The sequence below is a fragment of the Massilia eburnea genome, from assembly GCF_009720745.1.
GTDB classification, from domain to species: Bacteria; Pseudomonadota; Gammaproteobacteria; order Burkholderiales; family Burkholderiaceae_D; genus Rugamonas; species Rugamonas eburnea.
In genome coordinates this window covers 139,542-155,194 of sequence record NZ_WNKX01000006.1, presented here as the reverse complement: position 1 = coordinate 155,194, position 15,653 = coordinate 139,542, and the positions used below count along the sequence as shown (strand labels likewise).

General features: G+C 60.5%; 14 protein-coding genes. 4 read left to right on the top strand and 10 right to left on the bottom strand.

Annotated elements, in window-relative coordinates:
* Positions 1-10: 10 nt before the first annotated feature.
* Both GM658_RS09975 and GM658_RS09970 read right to left on the bottom strand, forming a co-directional pair.
* The gene (locus tag GM658_RS09975; RefSeq protein WP_155453864.1) at positions 11-1,942 is read right to left on the bottom strand and encodes a helicase-related protein; all 1,932 of its coding nucleotides are present in this window, start codon (positions 1,940-1,942) and stop codon (positions 11-13) included.
* A 43-nt stretch (positions 1,943-1,985) separates the two neighbouring features.
* A complete protein-coding gene (locus GM658_RS09970; RefSeq protein WP_155453863.1) occupies positions 1,986-2,825 on the bottom strand; it encodes an AraC family transcriptional regulator in 840 nt (279 codons plus the stop codon).
* Between the two features lie 69 nt (positions 2,826-2,894).
* Between GM658_RS09970 and GM658_RS09965 the strand changes: the two genes are divergently transcribed.
* Positions 2,895-4,307, top strand: a complete 1,413-nt coding sequence (locus GM658_RS09965; RefSeq protein ID WP_155454043.1) for a cytochrome P450 — start codon at positions 2,895-2,897, stop codon at positions 4,305-4,307.
* Here GM658_RS09965 and GM658_RS09960 read toward each other — a convergent pair.
* The 3 genes from GM658_RS09960 to GM658_RS09950 all read right to left on the bottom strand — a co-directional run bounded on the left by GM658_RS09960 (position 4,258) and on the right by GM658_RS09950 (position 8,554).
* Positions 4,258-5,046, bottom strand: coding sequence for a hypothetical protein (locus GM658_RS09960; protein ID WP_155453862.1), 789 nt, complete (start codon positions 5,044-5,046; stop codon positions 4,258-4,260). The genes GM658_RS09965 and GM658_RS09960 overlap by 50 nt on opposite strands.
* 118 nt (positions 5,047-5,164) lie before the next feature.
* On the bottom strand, positions 5,165-7,165 hold the full coding sequence (locus GM658_RS09955) for a hypothetical protein (RefSeq protein ID WP_155453861.1): 2,001 nt from the start codon (positions 7,163-7,165) through the stop codon (positions 5,165-5,167).
* Positions 7,166-7,249: 84 nt separating this feature from the next.
* Positions 7,250-8,554, bottom strand: coding sequence for a hypothetical protein (locus GM658_RS09950; protein WP_170298756.1), 1,305 nt, complete (start codon positions 8,552-8,554; stop codon positions 7,250-7,252).
* Positions 8,555-8,641: 87 nt separating this feature from the next.
* Between GM658_RS09950 and GM658_RS09945 the strand changes: the two genes are divergently transcribed.
* Together GM658_RS09945 and GM658_RS09940 are read left to right on the top strand one after the other, a co-directional pair.
* Positions 8,642-8,845: a prolyl oligopeptidase family serine peptidase gene (locus GM658_RS09945; protein ID WP_229416845.1), complete on the top strand. Its 204-nt coding sequence runs from the start codon at positions 8,642-8,644 to the stop codon at positions 8,843-8,845.
* Between the two features lie 17 nt (positions 8,846-8,862).
* Positions 8,863-9,246 (top strand): MAPEG family protein, encoded by a 384-nt coding sequence (locus GM658_RS09940; RefSeq protein WP_155453859.1) that lies wholly within the window; start codon positions 8,863-8,865, stop codon positions 9,244-9,246.
* Between the two features lie 13 nt (positions 9,247-9,259).
* On the opposite strand, the gene GM658_RS09935 is transcribed toward GM658_RS09940, so the two are convergent.
* The 5 genes from GM658_RS09935 to GM658_RS09915 form a co-directional block, all read right to left on the bottom strand.
* Entirely contained in the window at positions 9,260-10,567 is a 1,308-nt protein-coding gene (locus tag GM658_RS09935) for an MFS transporter (RefSeq protein WP_155453858.1), read from the bottom strand.
* 88 nt (positions 10,568-10,655) lie between these two features.
* Positions 10,656-11,369 carry a BON domain-containing protein gene (locus GM658_RS29075; protein ID WP_155453857.1) on the bottom strand — a complete coding sequence of 238 codons (714 nt, stop codon included), beginning with the start codon at positions 11,367-11,369 and terminating at the stop codon, positions 10,656-10,658.
* Between the two features lie 83 nt (positions 11,370-11,452).
* Positions 11,453-12,139, bottom strand: coding sequence for a hypothetical protein (locus GM658_RS09925; protein WP_155453856.1), 687 nt, complete (start codon positions 12,137-12,139; stop codon positions 11,453-11,455).
* 101 nt (positions 12,140-12,240) lie between these two features.
* On the bottom strand, positions 12,241-13,941 hold the full coding sequence (locus GM658_RS09920) for a DUF8614 domain-containing protein (protein WP_155453855.1): 1,701 nt from the start codon (positions 13,939-13,941) through the stop codon (positions 12,241-12,243).
* Positions 13,942-14,046: 105 nt separating this feature from the next.
* Entirely contained in the window at positions 14,047-14,649 is a 603-nt protein-coding gene (locus tag GM658_RS09915) for a short chain dehydrogenase (RefSeq protein ID WP_155453854.1), read from the bottom strand.
* A 101-nt stretch (positions 14,650-14,750) separates the two neighbouring features.
* On the opposite strand from GM658_RS09915, the gene GM658_RS09910 reads away from it, so the two are divergent.
* Entirely contained in the window at positions 14,751-15,629 is an 879-nt protein-coding gene (locus tag GM658_RS09910; protein WP_155453853.1) for a LysR family transcriptional regulator, read from the top strand.
* Positions 15,630-15,653 lie beyond the last annotated feature (24 nt).

Genomic DNA, 15,653 nt, shown 5'->3' with positions numbered 1-15,653 from the left:
ACCTCGGCAATCAACGGAAACGTTTGGGCTGGCGGCGGCGGTTGGCTGCATTCTGGTCCTGCAGGATGGCGTCGACCCGCTCCGAGGCGGAGCGCGACAGCTCGAGCGCCTGCGCCACGTCGGGGAAGTAATCGGGCAAGCGGTAGCCGATCCAGGCATAGGCGGAATACAGGCGGCACGCGTCTTCCGCTTCCTGCAGGTTCATCCACTGCAGCGGATTCTGCTCCGGGTGCAAATGCGTCACGCGCTGGCGCGACAGCGACACGCACCAATGCTCCCAGGCTTTTTGCAGCGTCACCACGTTAGAGGAAACCGGCACCAGCGACAGGGTGAACTTGTCGGCCACCGACAACGGCAAGGTATCCAGCCATTCGGCGCGTTCGAACTGCTCCTCCGTGATGCGCGGGAAGAAGAAGCCGTCCGGCACGTCGATGTTGTGCACGAAGCGTTTCAGCAAGCGCGCCAGTGAATCCTCTCCAGTGACGGCGGCAATGCGGTGCAGATGCTCCAGCGTCGGCGCGACGGCAAAGCCGGTGGCTTTGATCTGCGGCAGTTTTTCCTTGAGCAGGGAACGCATGACGCCATGCGTTTCGTCGTCGTAACCGGCCACGTGGCCCTCTTCGTGCACGCCGTAGCGCCCGGCCCGTCCGGCGATCTGGCGCGCCAGCGCGGCGGGAATTTCCTCTTCTTCGTAGCCGTTGTACTTGACGGTGGTCGTCATCACCACGCGCTGGATGGGCAGGTTCAGGCCCATGGCGATGGCGTCGGTGCCGACCACCACGTCGGCGTGGCCGTCGCGGAAGCGCTGCGCCTGCGCGCGCCGCACTTCCGGAGACAGGTTGCCGTACACCGTGGCGACCGACAGGCCGGCTTCGGTCACCATATCGCGCCACATCAGCACCTCGCGGCGCGAGAAGGCGATCACCGCGTCGCCTTTGCGCAGGCCTTTGAGCTTGCGCACGGCGGATGGCTCCATTCCCAAGGGCGCCTTGCGCTTCAGGATATGCACCTCAAGATCGCATTCCAGGCGGTCGGCCAGGGCTTCCACTGCGCGCCGCGCTTCGGCCGCTCCCACCAGGTAGACGGTGCGCGCCGGTGCGCCGCACACGGCGGCGGTCCATGCGGCGCCACGGTCGCGGTCGGCCAGCATCTGGATTTCGTCGATCACCGCCACTTCGACCGGGGTGCGGGTGTCGAGCATTTCCACCGTGCTGGCGACGTGGGTTGCGCCTTCCTCGATGCGGCGCTCTTCGCCGGTGATCAGGCTGACTTTCAGGTCCGGATCGGAGGCTTGCAGGCGCTCGTAGTTTTCCAGCGCCAGCAAGCGCAGTGGCGCGAGATAGACACCGCTGCGGGCCTTGGCCAGCGCTTCCATCGCCTTGTGCGTCTTGCCCGAGTTGGTGGGGCCGAGCAACGCGATGAACTTGCGCGGCAGGCGGCGCGCCACGTCGAAGGTATCCGGATACTCGGCCAGGTTGATGCTCTGGCGGGTGCGTTCGGCGTGGCGCTCTTCGCGGTGGCGCTCCACCGCGTGTTCCAGGCGCTGGCGGATGCGATCGAACACAATGCCGGCCGGCTCGGAAGTCTGCATGTCTTCCAGCGCGTGCAGGAAATCCAGTGGCGCCATGCCGTAATCGTCGCACTCTTCGCGCAGTTCGGCGGCGAAGGCCACCACGTCGGCATGCAGTGCGGACTGCGCCGCTTCGCTGCCGCGCTCCTGCAGCAAGGCCGCACGCCCATCGCGTTCCAGCTTGCGCCACTTGGATGGCTTGGCCAGCACGCCTTGCTGCGGCACCAGGTCGTAGGGGATGTGCAGGCCGTCCAGCTCCACCGAACCGGTGAAACGCAGGAAAACACGGCCTTCCTGCTTTGCCAGCCCGATGCCGCGGGCCGCAAGGCCCAGCTCACTCACCAGCTGCTCGTCGTCGTCATAATCTGTCATGGCGAGCCGATTATATCGCCTTGACGAGCCGGCAAGTGCGGCGCTAGTTCCAGATGCGGTAGATCCAGTAAGTCTCGTCTTCCTGCAGGCGCCGCAGGATTTCGCCGGGACTGAGACCGGTCATTTCGCGAGACTCCCGGTTCATGTGCGACTGGTCGGAATAGCCGCCCAGATGCGCCACGTCGCCCAGCGAAAGCTTGCCTTTCAGCGCAGCCTCGCGCGCCGCAAAAAAGGATTGCTCGGCGCGGTAGGAACGGCGCAGGCGGCGCAGCGGCTGTCCCGCCCATTCCCGGATGCGGCGTTCGGCCATGCGCACGCTGCGGCCTATGCCCGCCGCTGCAGCCTGCGCTTCGAGCCTGCGCACCCAGTCGCCGACCGCGCCGTCAAAGGCGCCGCCCCCGCGCACAGCCTGCCAGCGCGGTTCCAGAAATTCCTCCAGCACGGCGATGCGCTCCTCGTCGCCCGACGCCGCCACCATGCGGCCGGCCAGCTGCTGCCAGTCGGTGCTGAGCAGCCCGTCCAGCGGCAGGAACTGGTCGACGATGGTACTCATATCGATTCCCGTCAGCCGGTGCAGCGCGTCGGGGAAGAACAGCACCGTCATGAAGTGCGTGGGGCCGGGATTGCCGCTCACCGTGGGCCGCGACTGGCCACCCGACAGCAGTGCACCGCCTTCCGGGCACACCATCTCCGGCGCCCAGGGTTCGACCATCACGGATTCGCCAAGCAACTGCAGGAAGAGTGCGGGGAATTCGGTGGCCGGGTAGCGGTTATAGCGCTGCTCATCGGGCAGCTCGCAGCCAACGGTGCTGCGCACGACAATCGCCCGCACGCAGGAGGCGAGCGAACGGCGCGGCACGATCAATGTACTAATTGGCAACATGGGAGCCATTGTAGCGCGGTGTCGCAAATGTTCAAGACGGCCCCGCGCGGCCGGCGCATACTGGGCTCCATGGATACCACTACGACCCCGGCAGCGAGCGCGCTGCGTCCACTTTCCACCCTGCCCGGCCCCAGCGGCCTGCCCTTTATTGGCAACCTGTTGCAGCTGCGGCCGCGCAAGGTCCACGCCGACGTGGAAACGATCGCGCAGCGCTATGGACCGCTGTTCCGCATGAGCGTGGGACGGCAGCCAATCCTGGTCGTCACCGATACGGCGCTGATCAGCGCCGTGCTGCGCGATCGTCCGGACGGCTTCCGCCGGCCCAGCGTCACCGCCGAGGCGTCCGATGAACTGGGCGGCGAGCGTGGCGTCTTCCTGGCGGAGGGCACTGCCTGGCGCAACCAGCGCAAGATGGTGATGCAAGCCTTTGCGCCGCACGCGATCAAGGCCTATTTCCCTTTGCTGGCCCGCGTAGGCGCGCGCTTGCAGGCGCGTTGGCTGCAGGCGGCGCAAGAGGGCCGCAGCATCGCCTTGAATGCGGACCTGAAGCGCTACACGGTAGACGTGATTGCAGGGCTGGCCTTCGGCGAGGAAGTCAACACCATCGAGCACGGCGACGACGTGGTGCAGCAGCAGCTGGAACTGATCATGGAAGGCATGTCGCGCCGCTCGCTGATCCCTTTCCCCTACTGGCGCTATGTCAAGCTGCCCTTCGACCGCCGCCTGGAGGCCGCGGTGCTGGCCATGCGCGAGGCGACCAACGGCTTCATCGCCAAGGCGCGCCAGCGCATGCAGGACGATCCTTCGCGCGCCGCCAAGCCGCAGAACATGCTGGAAGCGATGCTCGCCGCGGCGGACCAGGAAGGCAGCGGCATCGACCAGAATGCGGTGATAGGCAATGTCAGCACCATGCTGCTGGCAGGCGAAGACACCACGTCCAGCGCGCTGTCCTGGCTGGCGTGGCTGCTGGCGCAGCACCCGTCTGCGCTGCAGCGCGCGCAGGAAGAGGTAAGGCGCGTCGCGCCAGATCCCGCAAACTTCACCATCGAACAGATGGACCAGCTGGAGTTCGTCGACGCCTGCGCGCATGAGGCGATGCGCCTCAAGCCGCCTGCGCCCTTCATTCCGCTGCAGGCCAACCGCGACTGCGCAGTGGGCGACGTCCAGGTGCCGAAAGACAGCGTGGTGTGGTGCGTGCTGCGGCACGACAGCGTGGCGGAGTCAAAGCTGCACAATGCGGCCGGCTTCGATCCCCAACGCTGGCTGGATAGCGGCAATGTGCGCCAGCTGGCTATGCCTTTCGGTTCCGGCCCGCGGCTGTGTCCCGGGCGCTATCTGTCGCTGTTGGAAATCAAGGTGGCCATGGCCTGCCTGCTGGGACGCTTCGACATCGATTCCGTCGGGGGCGACAGCCAGGAATACCATGGCTTCGTCATGCAGCCAGGCGCCTTGACGATGCGGCTTTCACCAGCAGCTGGATAGTCAGCGCGAACACGAAGGCGCAGAAGAAGGATACCGCCACCGGCTGCGCACGCAGCAGCAGCGCGATCGCCACGCAGAAGGCGGCGAAGGCGAAGTAACCGAGGATCATCCCGCGCAGCAGCTGCACCGCGCTGTTGCGGCCGGACTGCACGTGGGTGAAGCCAACCAGCACCGTGCCCATTACCGGGAACATGGCGAAAAAGCCACTCAGGCGCGGACCCAGTTGCGCAGCGGCGGCGCTGACCGACATCACCAGCAGCGCTCCCGCCAGCATGCGCCACGGCAGGTCGCCGCCGCGCCGGGCGGCCGCATTTGGTGCCGCCGGCTCGGCAGGCGCCGCCTGCTCGGGGAACAGGCGCGGCGCCGCGATCAGCGCCGCGGCAACAGCCAGCGCTGCAAACGGCAACGGCAAGTGCAGCGCCTGCAAGAGCGCCACCGCCAGCGCCCACGCCGCCAGTGCAAGCGGCATCGCTCCCGCCACGCCAAGGCGACCGGACGACCACGCATACGCCAGCGCGAAGACGATTGTCGCCAGCACAGCCATCAGTGTCCCTTCCGCCGCTGTGGCGGCAAACGCCGCTCCCTGCTCCAGCGAAATCGTCAGCAGGATCGGACCCGCCACAATGGGAAACGCCGACAGCCAGCCGGCGACGGCGGGTCCCCAGCGCCGCCCAGCCAGCGTGACAGCGTAAATCAGGAAAGGGACGAGGAAAAGCTTCAGGGCGAGCACGGAATTCATGGGCCGCGAGTCTATCACGCGCGCCCTTTGTATGTGCTAAGTAAACCGCAATTGACAGGGAACAGCCGATTCCTCACTATCCCCGCGCCTCACTTCCCTGCTGCCCCCGTTTGTTTGGTTAATTCCAAAGTTCGGAGAGGTAGCGGCGTGCCGAAGCCGTGACGGGTACGGATGTGATCTTGGCATCATTCAGTTGCATTACTACGCCTGGTAAGAAAGTTTCGACATTAGTGCAGAACCTGACAGTCGTGCCGGGCTTTAATACCAGGGGAATCGCCCAAGTGCCGTCATATGCCGCTGGCGGCGGCAAGGAAATGGCAGCGTCCCCCGGCCGATCTGAGGAGGCAATGAGCCGCGGTGTTTGCCCCATTATTGGCAACTTGTTCCATGGATTGGTTAAGGAGTAGTCCAAGCTTAATTCGAATACCCCACCATCTCCTTTACTGTCCGTCACCGCGACGCAGTTGGCACCTGCTTTCGTCAGTGCTGCTTGCTGTTCGGACGCCGGCGGCATCGGGACCGGCTTCCAAAGCGTGGCCATGTTGTCTTCGCCGGCGATCTCATAGCCAACGAACACCCGACGGTAAAAATTCCAGTTTGACGTTATCAGCCAGCGCCCGTACGCCCAGGTTCGGGCGTTATCGAGACGTACAAGGGCTGGCTTTGCAGTGTCGAACGCGGCCGCATAGCGTTCCCGGTTCCTGGGGCCAAGCGCATGAATGATGTAATCAAACGAAGGCGAAAACTGTGCGCGGGATGCCTCTGGCAACCCAGCGTAGACAGACCAGACAGTCCCCTGCGGTGTCAAGCGGTCAATGGTGGCCAGGTGCTCGCGCCAATATGGGGAGAGAAATTCTCCTGCAACCGGGCGGGAGGCAGGCCAGACGTGGGCAATGTCAGTCCGTCCTGCATATCCAAACACTAGTATAGCCACCAGGCTGCCCAAGGCCACTGCTGCTGTGGAGAATTTCCTGTTGAGTCCCACGACGCCAAAGATCCAGAGCAGTATCAATGCGCGATCCGACCCCTGCAGATTTTCCGTTGCCAGGTAGCCAAACTGAGAAACTGTGCCAAACGTTGCGTAAACGAATAGGAAAATCGCAGGCATGGCGAATGGGGACCTGACGCGCCAAAGCTTGGCGGCAACCATTAATCCCACAATCCAGAGGGAGGCGAATGTGAGATATCCTGGGGAAAATAGGACAAGCCAATCTTCCGGCAAATACTCGTTGGGGCGGACGCCAAAGTACCAGAATTGGTCAGTCGGTATGTCCCGCAAGGCGTAATGAATGTTCGGCGCAACTCTTCCCTGCGAGGCAGCCCCCAGTACCAGCAGATAGATTGCACAACCAGCGGCGGTCATGAGAAGGAAACGGGTGAACGCCATAGTCCTCTCTTGGCTCAACAGTGCTATGGCAGCGCAAATTCCAAGTGCGACGATAGTTGCAATGCCATGCTCCAGGCTGACAAGCAGTGCCGCACCGGCAAGCAACGCGATCCGCAGCCAACCACAACCGCCAGCTAAAGCGAGGGCAACGAAAATCGGGAACGCGCTTCGCGTCCCGAGCAGGGAGTTCTGCGGAAAGAATACCCAGCCAAGCGCGAACGCAGCGGCAATGAAAAACAGCATAGCTATTACAACGGAAGTCCAGCTATCAGCATGTTTGCGCAAGACAGTTGCCAACCATATGCTCGCGAAGCCATGGAGCATTGGAGATACCACAAAGCGCGAAAGCTCGGACGCCTGCAAATCCTGGCCGAAGAGCAGATAGATTGGCAAATGGAGCCACACAGCGCCAATCCCGTGGAAAACAAAAAAATCCTGGCCGGGCACCTGACCGTCCATGACACGACGCAGCGGATTCAGCAGCTGAAATGCGCCGTTAGCAAAGAAACCATCGAAATACAGGTAGTGTCCGATCGCTACATACAGCCAGCCAACCAGGGCGGCGACCACTGAAGTTGCGGTGCACCACATCGCCAGCTTTTTTAGTTGCCGGGACTGCGCGGGCTCTGGCTCCGAAGTTGAAAGGAGAACCAAATGCGGCTTCGTCGCTTCACGGCGTTCCGGCTCGTTGGCGTTCTCTGTGCTTGGGATTTCTGCAAGTCTGCTTTTCATGTGATTATTCGACAGGCGCCCGAATCCAATCTACCCCGGCTAGTTTGAAATACATTTTTTCCGCGATTTTCGATTTCGTTATGTTCAAAGGGTAATACCAGTTCGATAAACGCGTTTTTCTTCAACCGCCAGTCGATTAAAAGATAATACGGCCAAACAAACCATAATCAACGAACAAAAGTACGAATAATACAAATACCGGAAATCGGATGCCGGAACAATAAAAAAATGAGGCGCGATAAATGCGAATGAAGAGCCAAGGACCGCAGCTGCAAGGGACCTATGTGTCTTCTTCAAAAATGACGCCGCAGCTGCAATAAGTGTCAGCAAGTGGTAAACCCAAGGATAGAAAATCCAAGGGTGTGTGAGCGGCATTACGGAAAGATAATCGGAAATTCCGTTGGAATCAAACTTGATGTGAAACTCATTTTGAACTACTGCAGGACTTGCAACAAACGCTGCGGTTGAGTGCCCAATCCTGAGTAACGAAAGAAAATTATCCCACCTATGGGTAAGATAACTTACCGGGTGATCTTTGATAGCTTTAAGCCACGAATCTTGAAGCTTCGTTGCTTCATCCAGCGATGGGGCGCGCAGCCCTACCAGATCCTTCGTATATCCGTAGAAAAGGCGATCATTTTGGCCGACAACGTAAGTTTTTTCCAGCTCATCTTGCGACAGATTAATTCGCTCATTAATATACCGTGGCAGCAAGTTTTGCCGTGTTTTTACAGATATTGCAAGCAAGTCATACACCTGAGTGTACTGCAACGGATTGTCCAGCTTGACTTCAAGCGAACGCGTCATCGTAAAGGGAACCAGAACTGAGGCTGAAAAAATGGTGAACGTCAGCGCCACCAACCTTATTCCTCGGCCGACACCGTCGTTATTCAACCAAAAAAATATAAGAAACGGAATAGCGACAATTCCGTTGGTCTTTACGCCAGCTGCGAAGACCAACAAGATGACTAAGATACCTTTCTCCAGCGTGGAGGTCTTTCTCTGCCAACAATACGCATTAATAACAATCGCCCAGGCCATGAACATGCTACATGCGAACGCAACGTCTTTCCAGATTTCGCCTAGCACGAAGAATAGCGCAGGCCACAGGCCAAATATCGGGACAATATAGGCTAAACGCCCCGCGTTCCGCCCAATCGCTTTTGTCAGCAGGCCTATCCCGCACCAATACATTATTAAGTTCTGGAATAAGAATGGCGCAGGACCTTGGTAAAGATGATCCAATTGCCTCCACCACCATGCCATCAATATGGGGTGCCAGCTATTGAATGCGCCGGCACGCGCCTCTCGGTACTGGATCAGTGAGTCGTTACTCATCCAACCGGGAAAGAAAGCCCAACCGCTGACCACAATTCCCAAAGCTATCATCAGATAGATTGGCCGGACGGAAGACGGAGAGGCAGCAGGTGGCATGCAGAACCAGGACCAAAAATCCGTGATTATAATCCACGCCTCATGCTGGAGTTCTTGTGCAATGTGGGGCGACCGGCTTGCTGCCCCGTCAACAACGCGCTGATGAACTTCGCGGCACAACAGCGTTTGAATACCCCGAGCAAGCTGGTAGTATTCCCGGACGAAAACCACTGGATCCTGAAAGGTGAAAACAGCCGCTACTTCTACAACGAGGTGCACGGCTGGCTCGCCAAATACCTTCAATAAAAGAGGAGAAGTAGAAGATGACGCTTGCAAACTGGTGCATCGCAGCAGCCTGCATCCTGCCGATGGCGGTGGCATTGACACCAAAAGTAGCTTCGGTCAAATCCAGGGACCGCTACGACAATGCCGCGCCGCGCGAATGGGCCGGCCGCCAGGATGGCTGGGCCAAGCGCGCCATCGCCGCGCACCAGAACGGCTTTGAAGCGCTGCCGCTGTTCATCGCAGCCGTCATCCTCGCGCAACAGGCCCACGCGAACCAGGACCGCATCGACATCCTGGCGATGACCTTCGTCCTGATCCGCGTGATCTACAGCATCATCTACATCAGCAACCTGGCCACGCTGCGCACGGTGGTGTGGTTTGCTGGAATCGGCGTCAGCCTGGCGATCCTGGCACAGGCTTAATCCGCAGCAAAACTCACGCCGCCTTGGCGATGTCCGGCGCCGCCACGGCCGCCGGACGATGCCGCACAGCCAGCACCATCAGTCCGGCCGCCAGGCAAGCTACGCCAGCGGTGAACAAGGCCGGGTTATATGTGAGCAGCAGCGTACGTACCTGGCCCGCGCCAAATGCGGCAACCGCGGCGCCCAGCTGGTGGGCGGCGAAAATCCATCCAAACACCATGCCGGCCTTCTCCTTGCCGAAGGTGGTAGCGACCAGCCGCACCGTCGGCGGCACCGTAGCGATCCAGTCCAGGCCATAGAACATGGCGAACAGCGACAGCCCGTACAGCGTGAATTCGGAATAAGGAAGCCACAGCAGCGACAAGCCGCGCAGGCTGTAGTACCAGAACAGCAGCTTGCGGTTGTCGTAGCGGTCGGACAGCCAGCCGGAAAGCACCGTGCCAACCAGGTCGAAGGCGCCCATCATCGCCAGCACCGAAGCGGCAGGCACGGGGCCCAGGCCAGCGTCGCCGCATAGCGAAATGAAGTGGGTCTGGATCAGGCCATTAGTGCTCAGGCCGCAGATGAAGAAGCTGCCCGCCAGTAGCCAGAACGTGACGTTGCCCGATGCTTCGCGCAGGATGCGGAACGGGGTTGCGAAGCCAATCACCATTGCCGGGGCAGGCGTGGCAGGCACGGCGCCCGATTGCGGCGCACCGAACGGCGCCAAGCCCAGGTCCGCCGGCCGGTTGCGCATCAAGGCAAATACCGCAACCGCAACGAGGCCGCACGCCACCAGGACCGGCAGCACCGCCATGCGCCAGCCGAAATGCTCCGCCAGCCAAGCCCCAACCGGCAGGAAGATCAATTGCCCGGTCGCTGAACTGGCCGTCAGCATGCCCACTACCAGCCCACGGCGGGTTTCGAACCAGCGGTTGGAGACCACAGCGCTTAGCACCAGCGCCGTCATCCCCGAACCCACGCCCAGCATCACGCCCCACAACAGCACCAGTTGCCAGAACTGCGTCATGCCGAACGCCAGCAGCGATCCCGCCGTGACCAGCCCCAGCGCCGTGACCACCACGTTGCGCAGGCCGAAGCGCTCCATCAGGATGGCCGAGAACGGCCCCATCAGCCCAAACAAGGCAAAGCGCACCGCCAGTGCCGACGACACCTGGTCCACGCCCCAGCCGAATTCTCGGCTCACAGGCTGCAGCAGCGCGCCCGGCAAGCCGAGTGCAGCCGAGGACGTCAGCCCTGTCAGGAAGGTCAAGGCAACGATGACCCACGCGTAGTGGATGCCGCGCCGTTGCAAGCGCTGGGAGAGAGTATTTGCAATCATGCAGTCCATCTTAGATGATGCTCGTCATTTATGCAAGGAAAAGAAAAGCCGGCGGTTTTGCCGGCTTTTCATCAGCGCCAGGCGCCGCTTACTTCTTGATCTGGATGGAAGACTTCACTTCCTGCACGCCCTCGACTTTGCGGGCGACTTCCACAGCTTTGTCAGCTTCTGCCTTGGTTGGCACAAAACCGCTCAGCATGACGATACCCTTCTGGGTTTCTACGTGGACGTCCATGGCCTTGACCACAGGATCGGCTGCCATTTCAGCCTTCACCTTGGTGGTGATCATGGTGTCGGACATCGCAGTACGGGTGTCGGCGGTTTTTTCGCGGGCGGTGTTGGACAGGTTGGTGCCGGCTTCACGCGTATTCTGCGCTATAGCGCCGGTGGTGGTGGTAGCCGTTGCGTTAGGATTCTCGGCGGCCGCAATGGCATCCTTCTTGGCTGCCTTGGCATCTGCCTTGCAGGCCGACTTCTGCGAACCGCTCATGTCGTCGCAACGTTCCTTGGCCAGGTCATATTCGGCGTCGGCCAGTTTTTTCTTGGCATGCTCCACGTCCTTAGGCGTGTTCTGGTACTGCGTGGTTGCATCCAGTTCGGCACGCCGTTGTGCCACTTTAGCTTCTTCCTTGCAGATGTCCTTGGCGTTGTGCTTCAGGCTCTTGCAATTGTCCTTCGCTACCTTGTAGTCGGACTCGGCCTTATCCTCGGCGGCTTTATACGCATTGCGGTCGACGTTCTGCGCCAGTGCAACCGAAGAGCTGAACAGTGCTGCCAGCGAAATACACAAGATTTTCTTCATGGTTGGTCCCCTTTAGGATGGTTTGCAAGAGGATTACACGCCTCCCGGGGACTAATTTCTGTGCGCGACCGAACACAGTTGTGCTATTGCTCGTCTTTAAGTAAGCCTTTGCCCCACAGCACGCGCGCCTGCTCGAAGGGGTTTTGTTCGCTATCGAACACAGTGGCGCTGCTGGCCAGTTGCAGCCACGCACGGGTATTGTGCGAACCGTGCGCAACCGGCTGGCGCACCTGCATCAGCCAGGCATGCACCTGGGCATATTGCGCGGCGTTGGCGCGCTGGGTCCAGGCCAATGCGACCAGGTCGGAGAAAGCTTCTTCACGGCGGGTCTCGCGCATTTCATCTGACAAAGCCTGCAGTTCCGGATTGTCGAGTTGCTCATGCGGGCCTTCTACAAAACCGGACGGCAGCGCATGCCAGCTTCCGTGCGCCTGGCGCCAGCAGTGCCCAACCTCGTGCGCAGTCATCGCTTCAATCAATACTTTCTGCTGCTCGGCAGGGACGCCCGCCAGCACCTGCTCGGCTTGCGGATTGCCGCGCATGGAAAATACCAGCTTGCAGCGGCCATCGGCAAAGCCCATGGCCAGCGGCACGTCATTCGGGCCGGCCTGCGGCTGCACGACGATATCGATGGGAAGTTGAAGTTCCTGCTTGGCGTAGGCCAGAACGGGGGAGCCGGCTTGCAGCCAGCGTGTTTCAGCTTCGGTCAGCTGTGCAGCCCCTGCGGAGGCAGCGAAGAAAGACAGCAGGAAAGGCAAGCTCAGCTTCATTTCAAACTCCGGTAACTTACTTCAACTATACATGCCTTACGGCAAGCAGTTACCGGAGTTTCAGGGCTGTTACAAAATTTTGGCTGAGCTCGTGGACAACTTTATTTTGCGAGCAAGGAATTGGCAGTTGGGAAAGATGGACGAATGTCGTTCGGCACTTTCTTCATCTTGTCCAAAGCCTTCTGCACATCCGGACGGATCACGACGTACTTCGCCATCATTTCCTTGGCGCGAGCGTAATCGCCGGTGGCTTCGATGGTGAGGAACTCGCGGTCAAGATCCATCACCGCTTGTTTGATCTTCTTGAAGTCGACCGAGAACGTGCCGTCGCCGTGCGAAACAAAGCCGCCCTTGTCCAGCAGGTAGTTGACCTGGATCGCCATGCCGCGCGCGTGCGAGTCGGTCAGGCCGAAGTGCAGCGTGCGGAAGGCCGAGGCCAGGAAGGAGATGTGCAGCTTGCGCTCCGCCGCCTCGCCCTGCCCCAGCGTATCTTTCAATTGGCCTTTCTCCATCATGGTCATCAGCGCATACAGGCCGGTAATGTCGGCCTTCGCTTCTTCGATGGTGGAATAAGCTTCCTTCAAGTCCTGGCGCGGGGTGGACTCGGTCGCGCCCGTTTTGGTGATGTGCGGGCCCAGGCCGTGCGTGATCTCATGCGCCAGGATGTGCGTGAAGAAAGAGTTGAAGTCCAGGTCCTTCTGGTCTTCCTTGCGCAGCACCAGCTTGGCGATCGGCGTCAGCGTGGCCTTGAATTTTTCCTCCTGCACGTTCTTCAGCATGATGCGCTTGGAACCGCGCTGGCTGATGATGCGCTCGTCGTTCGGCAGGTTGTAGGCCGCGGTCTGCACGCCCATATTGCCGTCGCCGGCGCCGTACACCTGGTTCACCACCACCATCGGCGCCACCGCACCGACTTTGGGGTTGCGGTATTGCGCGTCGAGCGGCAGGTTATCTTCCAGCTCCTGCATATGCTTGGCGAAGAAATCGAGCTTGCGCGTTTCCTTCTCATCGCGGATGTTCACGTACGCTTCGAAGGCGGCCTTGTAGCCAAACAGTTCGTCGTTATAGGTTTCGTACGGGCCGATGGTGACGTCGACCGGCGAATCCAGGTCCATCCAGGCGAAATCGGAAGGCAGGTAATCGTTGGACAGGAAAGCGTCCGCGCGCAAGTCGAGGAACTTCTTCAGCGAGGCGTTGCTGGTCGCGGCAGCGGCTTCCTTCAGCAGCTTCGACAGCTTCTCCAGCTCCGGCTTGTATTCCTCCGAGTATTTGACGATTTTGAACTTGCCGTCATCGCCCTTGCGGATGGTGGTGAAGAACCATTGCGCATCCTGCTTCTGTGCCGCGGGCAGGCCATTGATCCAGGATTCCAGTTCTTCCTTGGTGGCGCCTTCCGGATAGAAGTTCGCGGCGGCTGGCTTATGGTCAGGCACTTTGATGCCCGCCACTTCCGCCGGCAAGAAGGACTGGTTGTCGTCCAGGATGGACCATGGCCCCTTGTTCAGCCAGAAATACTCGGCGCGCGCCTTGCCCAGTGGCGACTGGTCCTTCTGCAGCGCCGCGTACAAAGCTTCGTTACCCGACCAGCGCTGGCGCAGTTGCAATGTATCGACGACCTTCGCGGCCTCGATCAGCTTCTTGATGGCCAGGCGGTCGCCGGCCGACAGCTTGGACGCATCGGCCTTCAATTGCACCGGCGCGTAACGCTTGGTCATCTTTTGCAGCTCGTCGAGATTTGCCGGAGCAGCAAAAGCAGTAGTGCTGGCAAGCGCCAGCACCAAAGGAGTCAGGAGGTTTTTCATGTGGCCTTTACTCGTGTTGAAAGGAAGGCCACATTGTATGCCTGCGTTTACAAGGCGCGGAAAGTTTTTCCGCCTTCTGCGCCTTCCACGCAACGGCAGCAGGTTTTACCAGACGCGGTAGTTCTTGCCGTTTTCCGCCCCTTCCACGCTGCGGCTGTAGGCCAGGGCTACGCGCTTCACGGGCACGGTCTCCATGCCGTAGAAGTAAGGGCCGTATGCTTCCACCGATTCGTCCACCAGGGTCGGGCTGATGACGTTGATGCGCAGGCCGCGCGGCATTTCAACCGCAGCGCCAGTGACAAACCCTTCCACCGCACGATTGACGGTGCTGGCGTTGGCGCCGTAGCGGATCGGATTTTCGGAAACGCTGCCGCTGGTCAGGGTGATCGAACCGCCATCGTTCAGGTATTTTTGCGCAGCCAGTGCCACGTTCACCTGGCCCATCAGCTTGGAATGAAGGCCGACATAAAACTGTTCCGCAGTCATTTCAGCCAGAGGACCGAAATGCAGGTCGCCCGCAGCAACGACCACGCCATCAACTTTGCCGACTTGCTTGAACAGCGCCTCGACGGAGGCAGGATCTTCGATCTTTACCTGGAACTGGCCACTATTGCGGCCGACCGTGATGACTTCATGGCGCAGGCCCAGTTGTTCCACGATGCCTTTGCCGATGGTGCCGGAAGCGCCGATAACGATGATCTTTTTCATGTTGAATCTCCTGTTGGGTTTTGAAGTGGAGCCAGTATGCTCTCCGTCACCACAGGAATAAATGAGCTATTATTTAATTCATTCAAAACCCAAGGTTAGCAATGGACAAATTACGCAGCATGGAAGTGTTCGTCGCCGCCGTGGACAGCGGCAGCTTCACCTCCGCCGCCGAACGCTTCGGCATTTCCGCAGTCATGGTGGGCAAGCACGTGCGCGAACTGGAACAACGGCTGGGCGCAGCGCTGCTGACGCGCACCACGCGGCGCCAATCGCTGACCGAGATCGGGCGCCAGTACGCAGAGCAATGCCGCGCCATCCTGGCCCAGATCGATGCCGCCGAACGGGGCGCGGAATCGCTGCGGCTAGCGCCGCGCGGCGTGTTAAAAGTATCGTGCGCCGTTTCCTTCGGCATGGAATGGCTCGCGCCGATGATCGCCGACTACCTCGAGCAATACCCCGAAGTCAGCATCGACCTGAACCTGAACGACCGCATGATCGACATGGTGGAAGAAGGATTCGACGTCGCCGTGCGCATCGGCCCACTGGAAGATTCGTCGCTGGTGGCAAGGCCGCTGGGGCCATATGGCGTGGTGATCTGCGGCTCGCCCGATTACCTGGCGCGGCGCGGCGTACCGAGAGTGCCGGCCGACCTGGCGCAGCACGAATGCCTGGAATTCAGCGGCTGGGTTCCGCAAGCGCGCTGGCGCCTGAAGGGCGAAAAAGACGCCCGCAACGTGCCGCTTAGCCGGCTGCGCGCCAACAACAGCTACGCGCTGAAGCAAGCCGCACTGGCAGGCTTCGGCCTAGTGATGCAAGCCGAAGTGATCCTCGCGCAAGACATCGCCGCCGGACGCCTGGTGCGCGTGCTGGATGACTACCTGCCGCTCCCCCGCCCCATGCACCTGCTCTACCCGCGCTCCCGCCAGCCGACGCCAAAGCTGACCAGCTTCATCGACTTCATGCTCTCCCGTTTCCAATAAAAAAGCCGGAGGCGGTGAAAAAGG

What these genes read in the sequence shown, in the direction of transcription:
- GM658_RS09975 (WP_155453864.1), bottom strand. Translation starts at nt 1,942, where the DNA reads ATGACAGATTATGACGACGACGAGCAGCTGGTGAGTGAGCTGGGCCTT.
- GM658_RS09970 (WP_155453863.1), bottom strand. Translation starts at nt 2,825, where the DNA reads ATGTTGCCAATTAGTACATTGATCGTGCCGCGCCGTTCGCTCGCCTCC.
- GM658_RS09965 (WP_155454043.1), top strand. Translation starts at nt 2,895, where the DNA reads ATGGATACCACTACGACCCCGGCAGCGAGCGCGCTGCGTCCACTTTCC.
- GM658_RS09960 (WP_155453862.1), bottom strand. Translation starts at nt 5,046, where the DNA reads ATGAATTCCGTGCTCGCCCTGAAGCTTTTCCTCGTCCCTTTCCTGATT.
- GM658_RS09955 (WP_155453861.1), bottom strand. Translation starts at nt 7,165, where the DNA reads ATGAAAAGCAGACTTGCAGAAATCCCAAGCACAGAGAACGCCAACGAG.
- GM658_RS09950 (WP_170298756.1), bottom strand. Translation starts at nt 8,554, where the DNA reads ATGATAGCTTTGGGAATTGTGGTCAGCGGTTGGGCTTTCTTTCCCGGT.
- GM658_RS09945 (WP_229416845.1), top strand. Translation starts at nt 8,642, where the DNA reads ATGCTGGAGTTCTTGTGCAATGTGGGGCGACCGGCTTGCTGCCCCGTC.
- GM658_RS09940 (WP_155453859.1), top strand. Translation starts at nt 8,863, where the DNA reads ATGACGCTTGCAAACTGGTGCATCGCAGCAGCCTGCATCCTGCCGATG.
- GM658_RS09935 (WP_155453858.1), bottom strand. Translation starts at nt 10,567, where the DNA reads ATGATTGCAAATACTCTCTCCCAGCGCTTGCAACGGCGCGGCATCCAC.
- GM658_RS29075 (WP_155453857.1), bottom strand. Translation starts at nt 11,369, where the DNA reads ATGAAGAAAATCTTGTGTATTTCGCTGGCAGCACTGTTCAGCTCTTCG.
- GM658_RS09925 (WP_155453856.1), bottom strand. Translation starts at nt 12,139, where the DNA reads ATGAAGCTGAGCTTGCCTTTCCTGCTGTCTTTCTTCGCTGCCTCCGCA.
- GM658_RS09920 (WP_155453855.1), bottom strand. Translation starts at nt 13,941, where the DNA reads ATGAAAAACCTCCTGACTCCTTTGGTGCTGGCGCTTGCCAGCACTACT.
- GM658_RS09915 (WP_155453854.1), bottom strand. Translation starts at nt 14,649, where the DNA reads ATGAAAAAGATCATCGTTATCGGCGCTTCCGGCACCATCGGCAAAGGC.
- GM658_RS09910 (WP_155453853.1), top strand. Translation starts at nt 14,751, where the DNA reads ATGGACAAATTACGCAGCATGGAAGTGTTCGTCGCCGCCGTGGACAGC.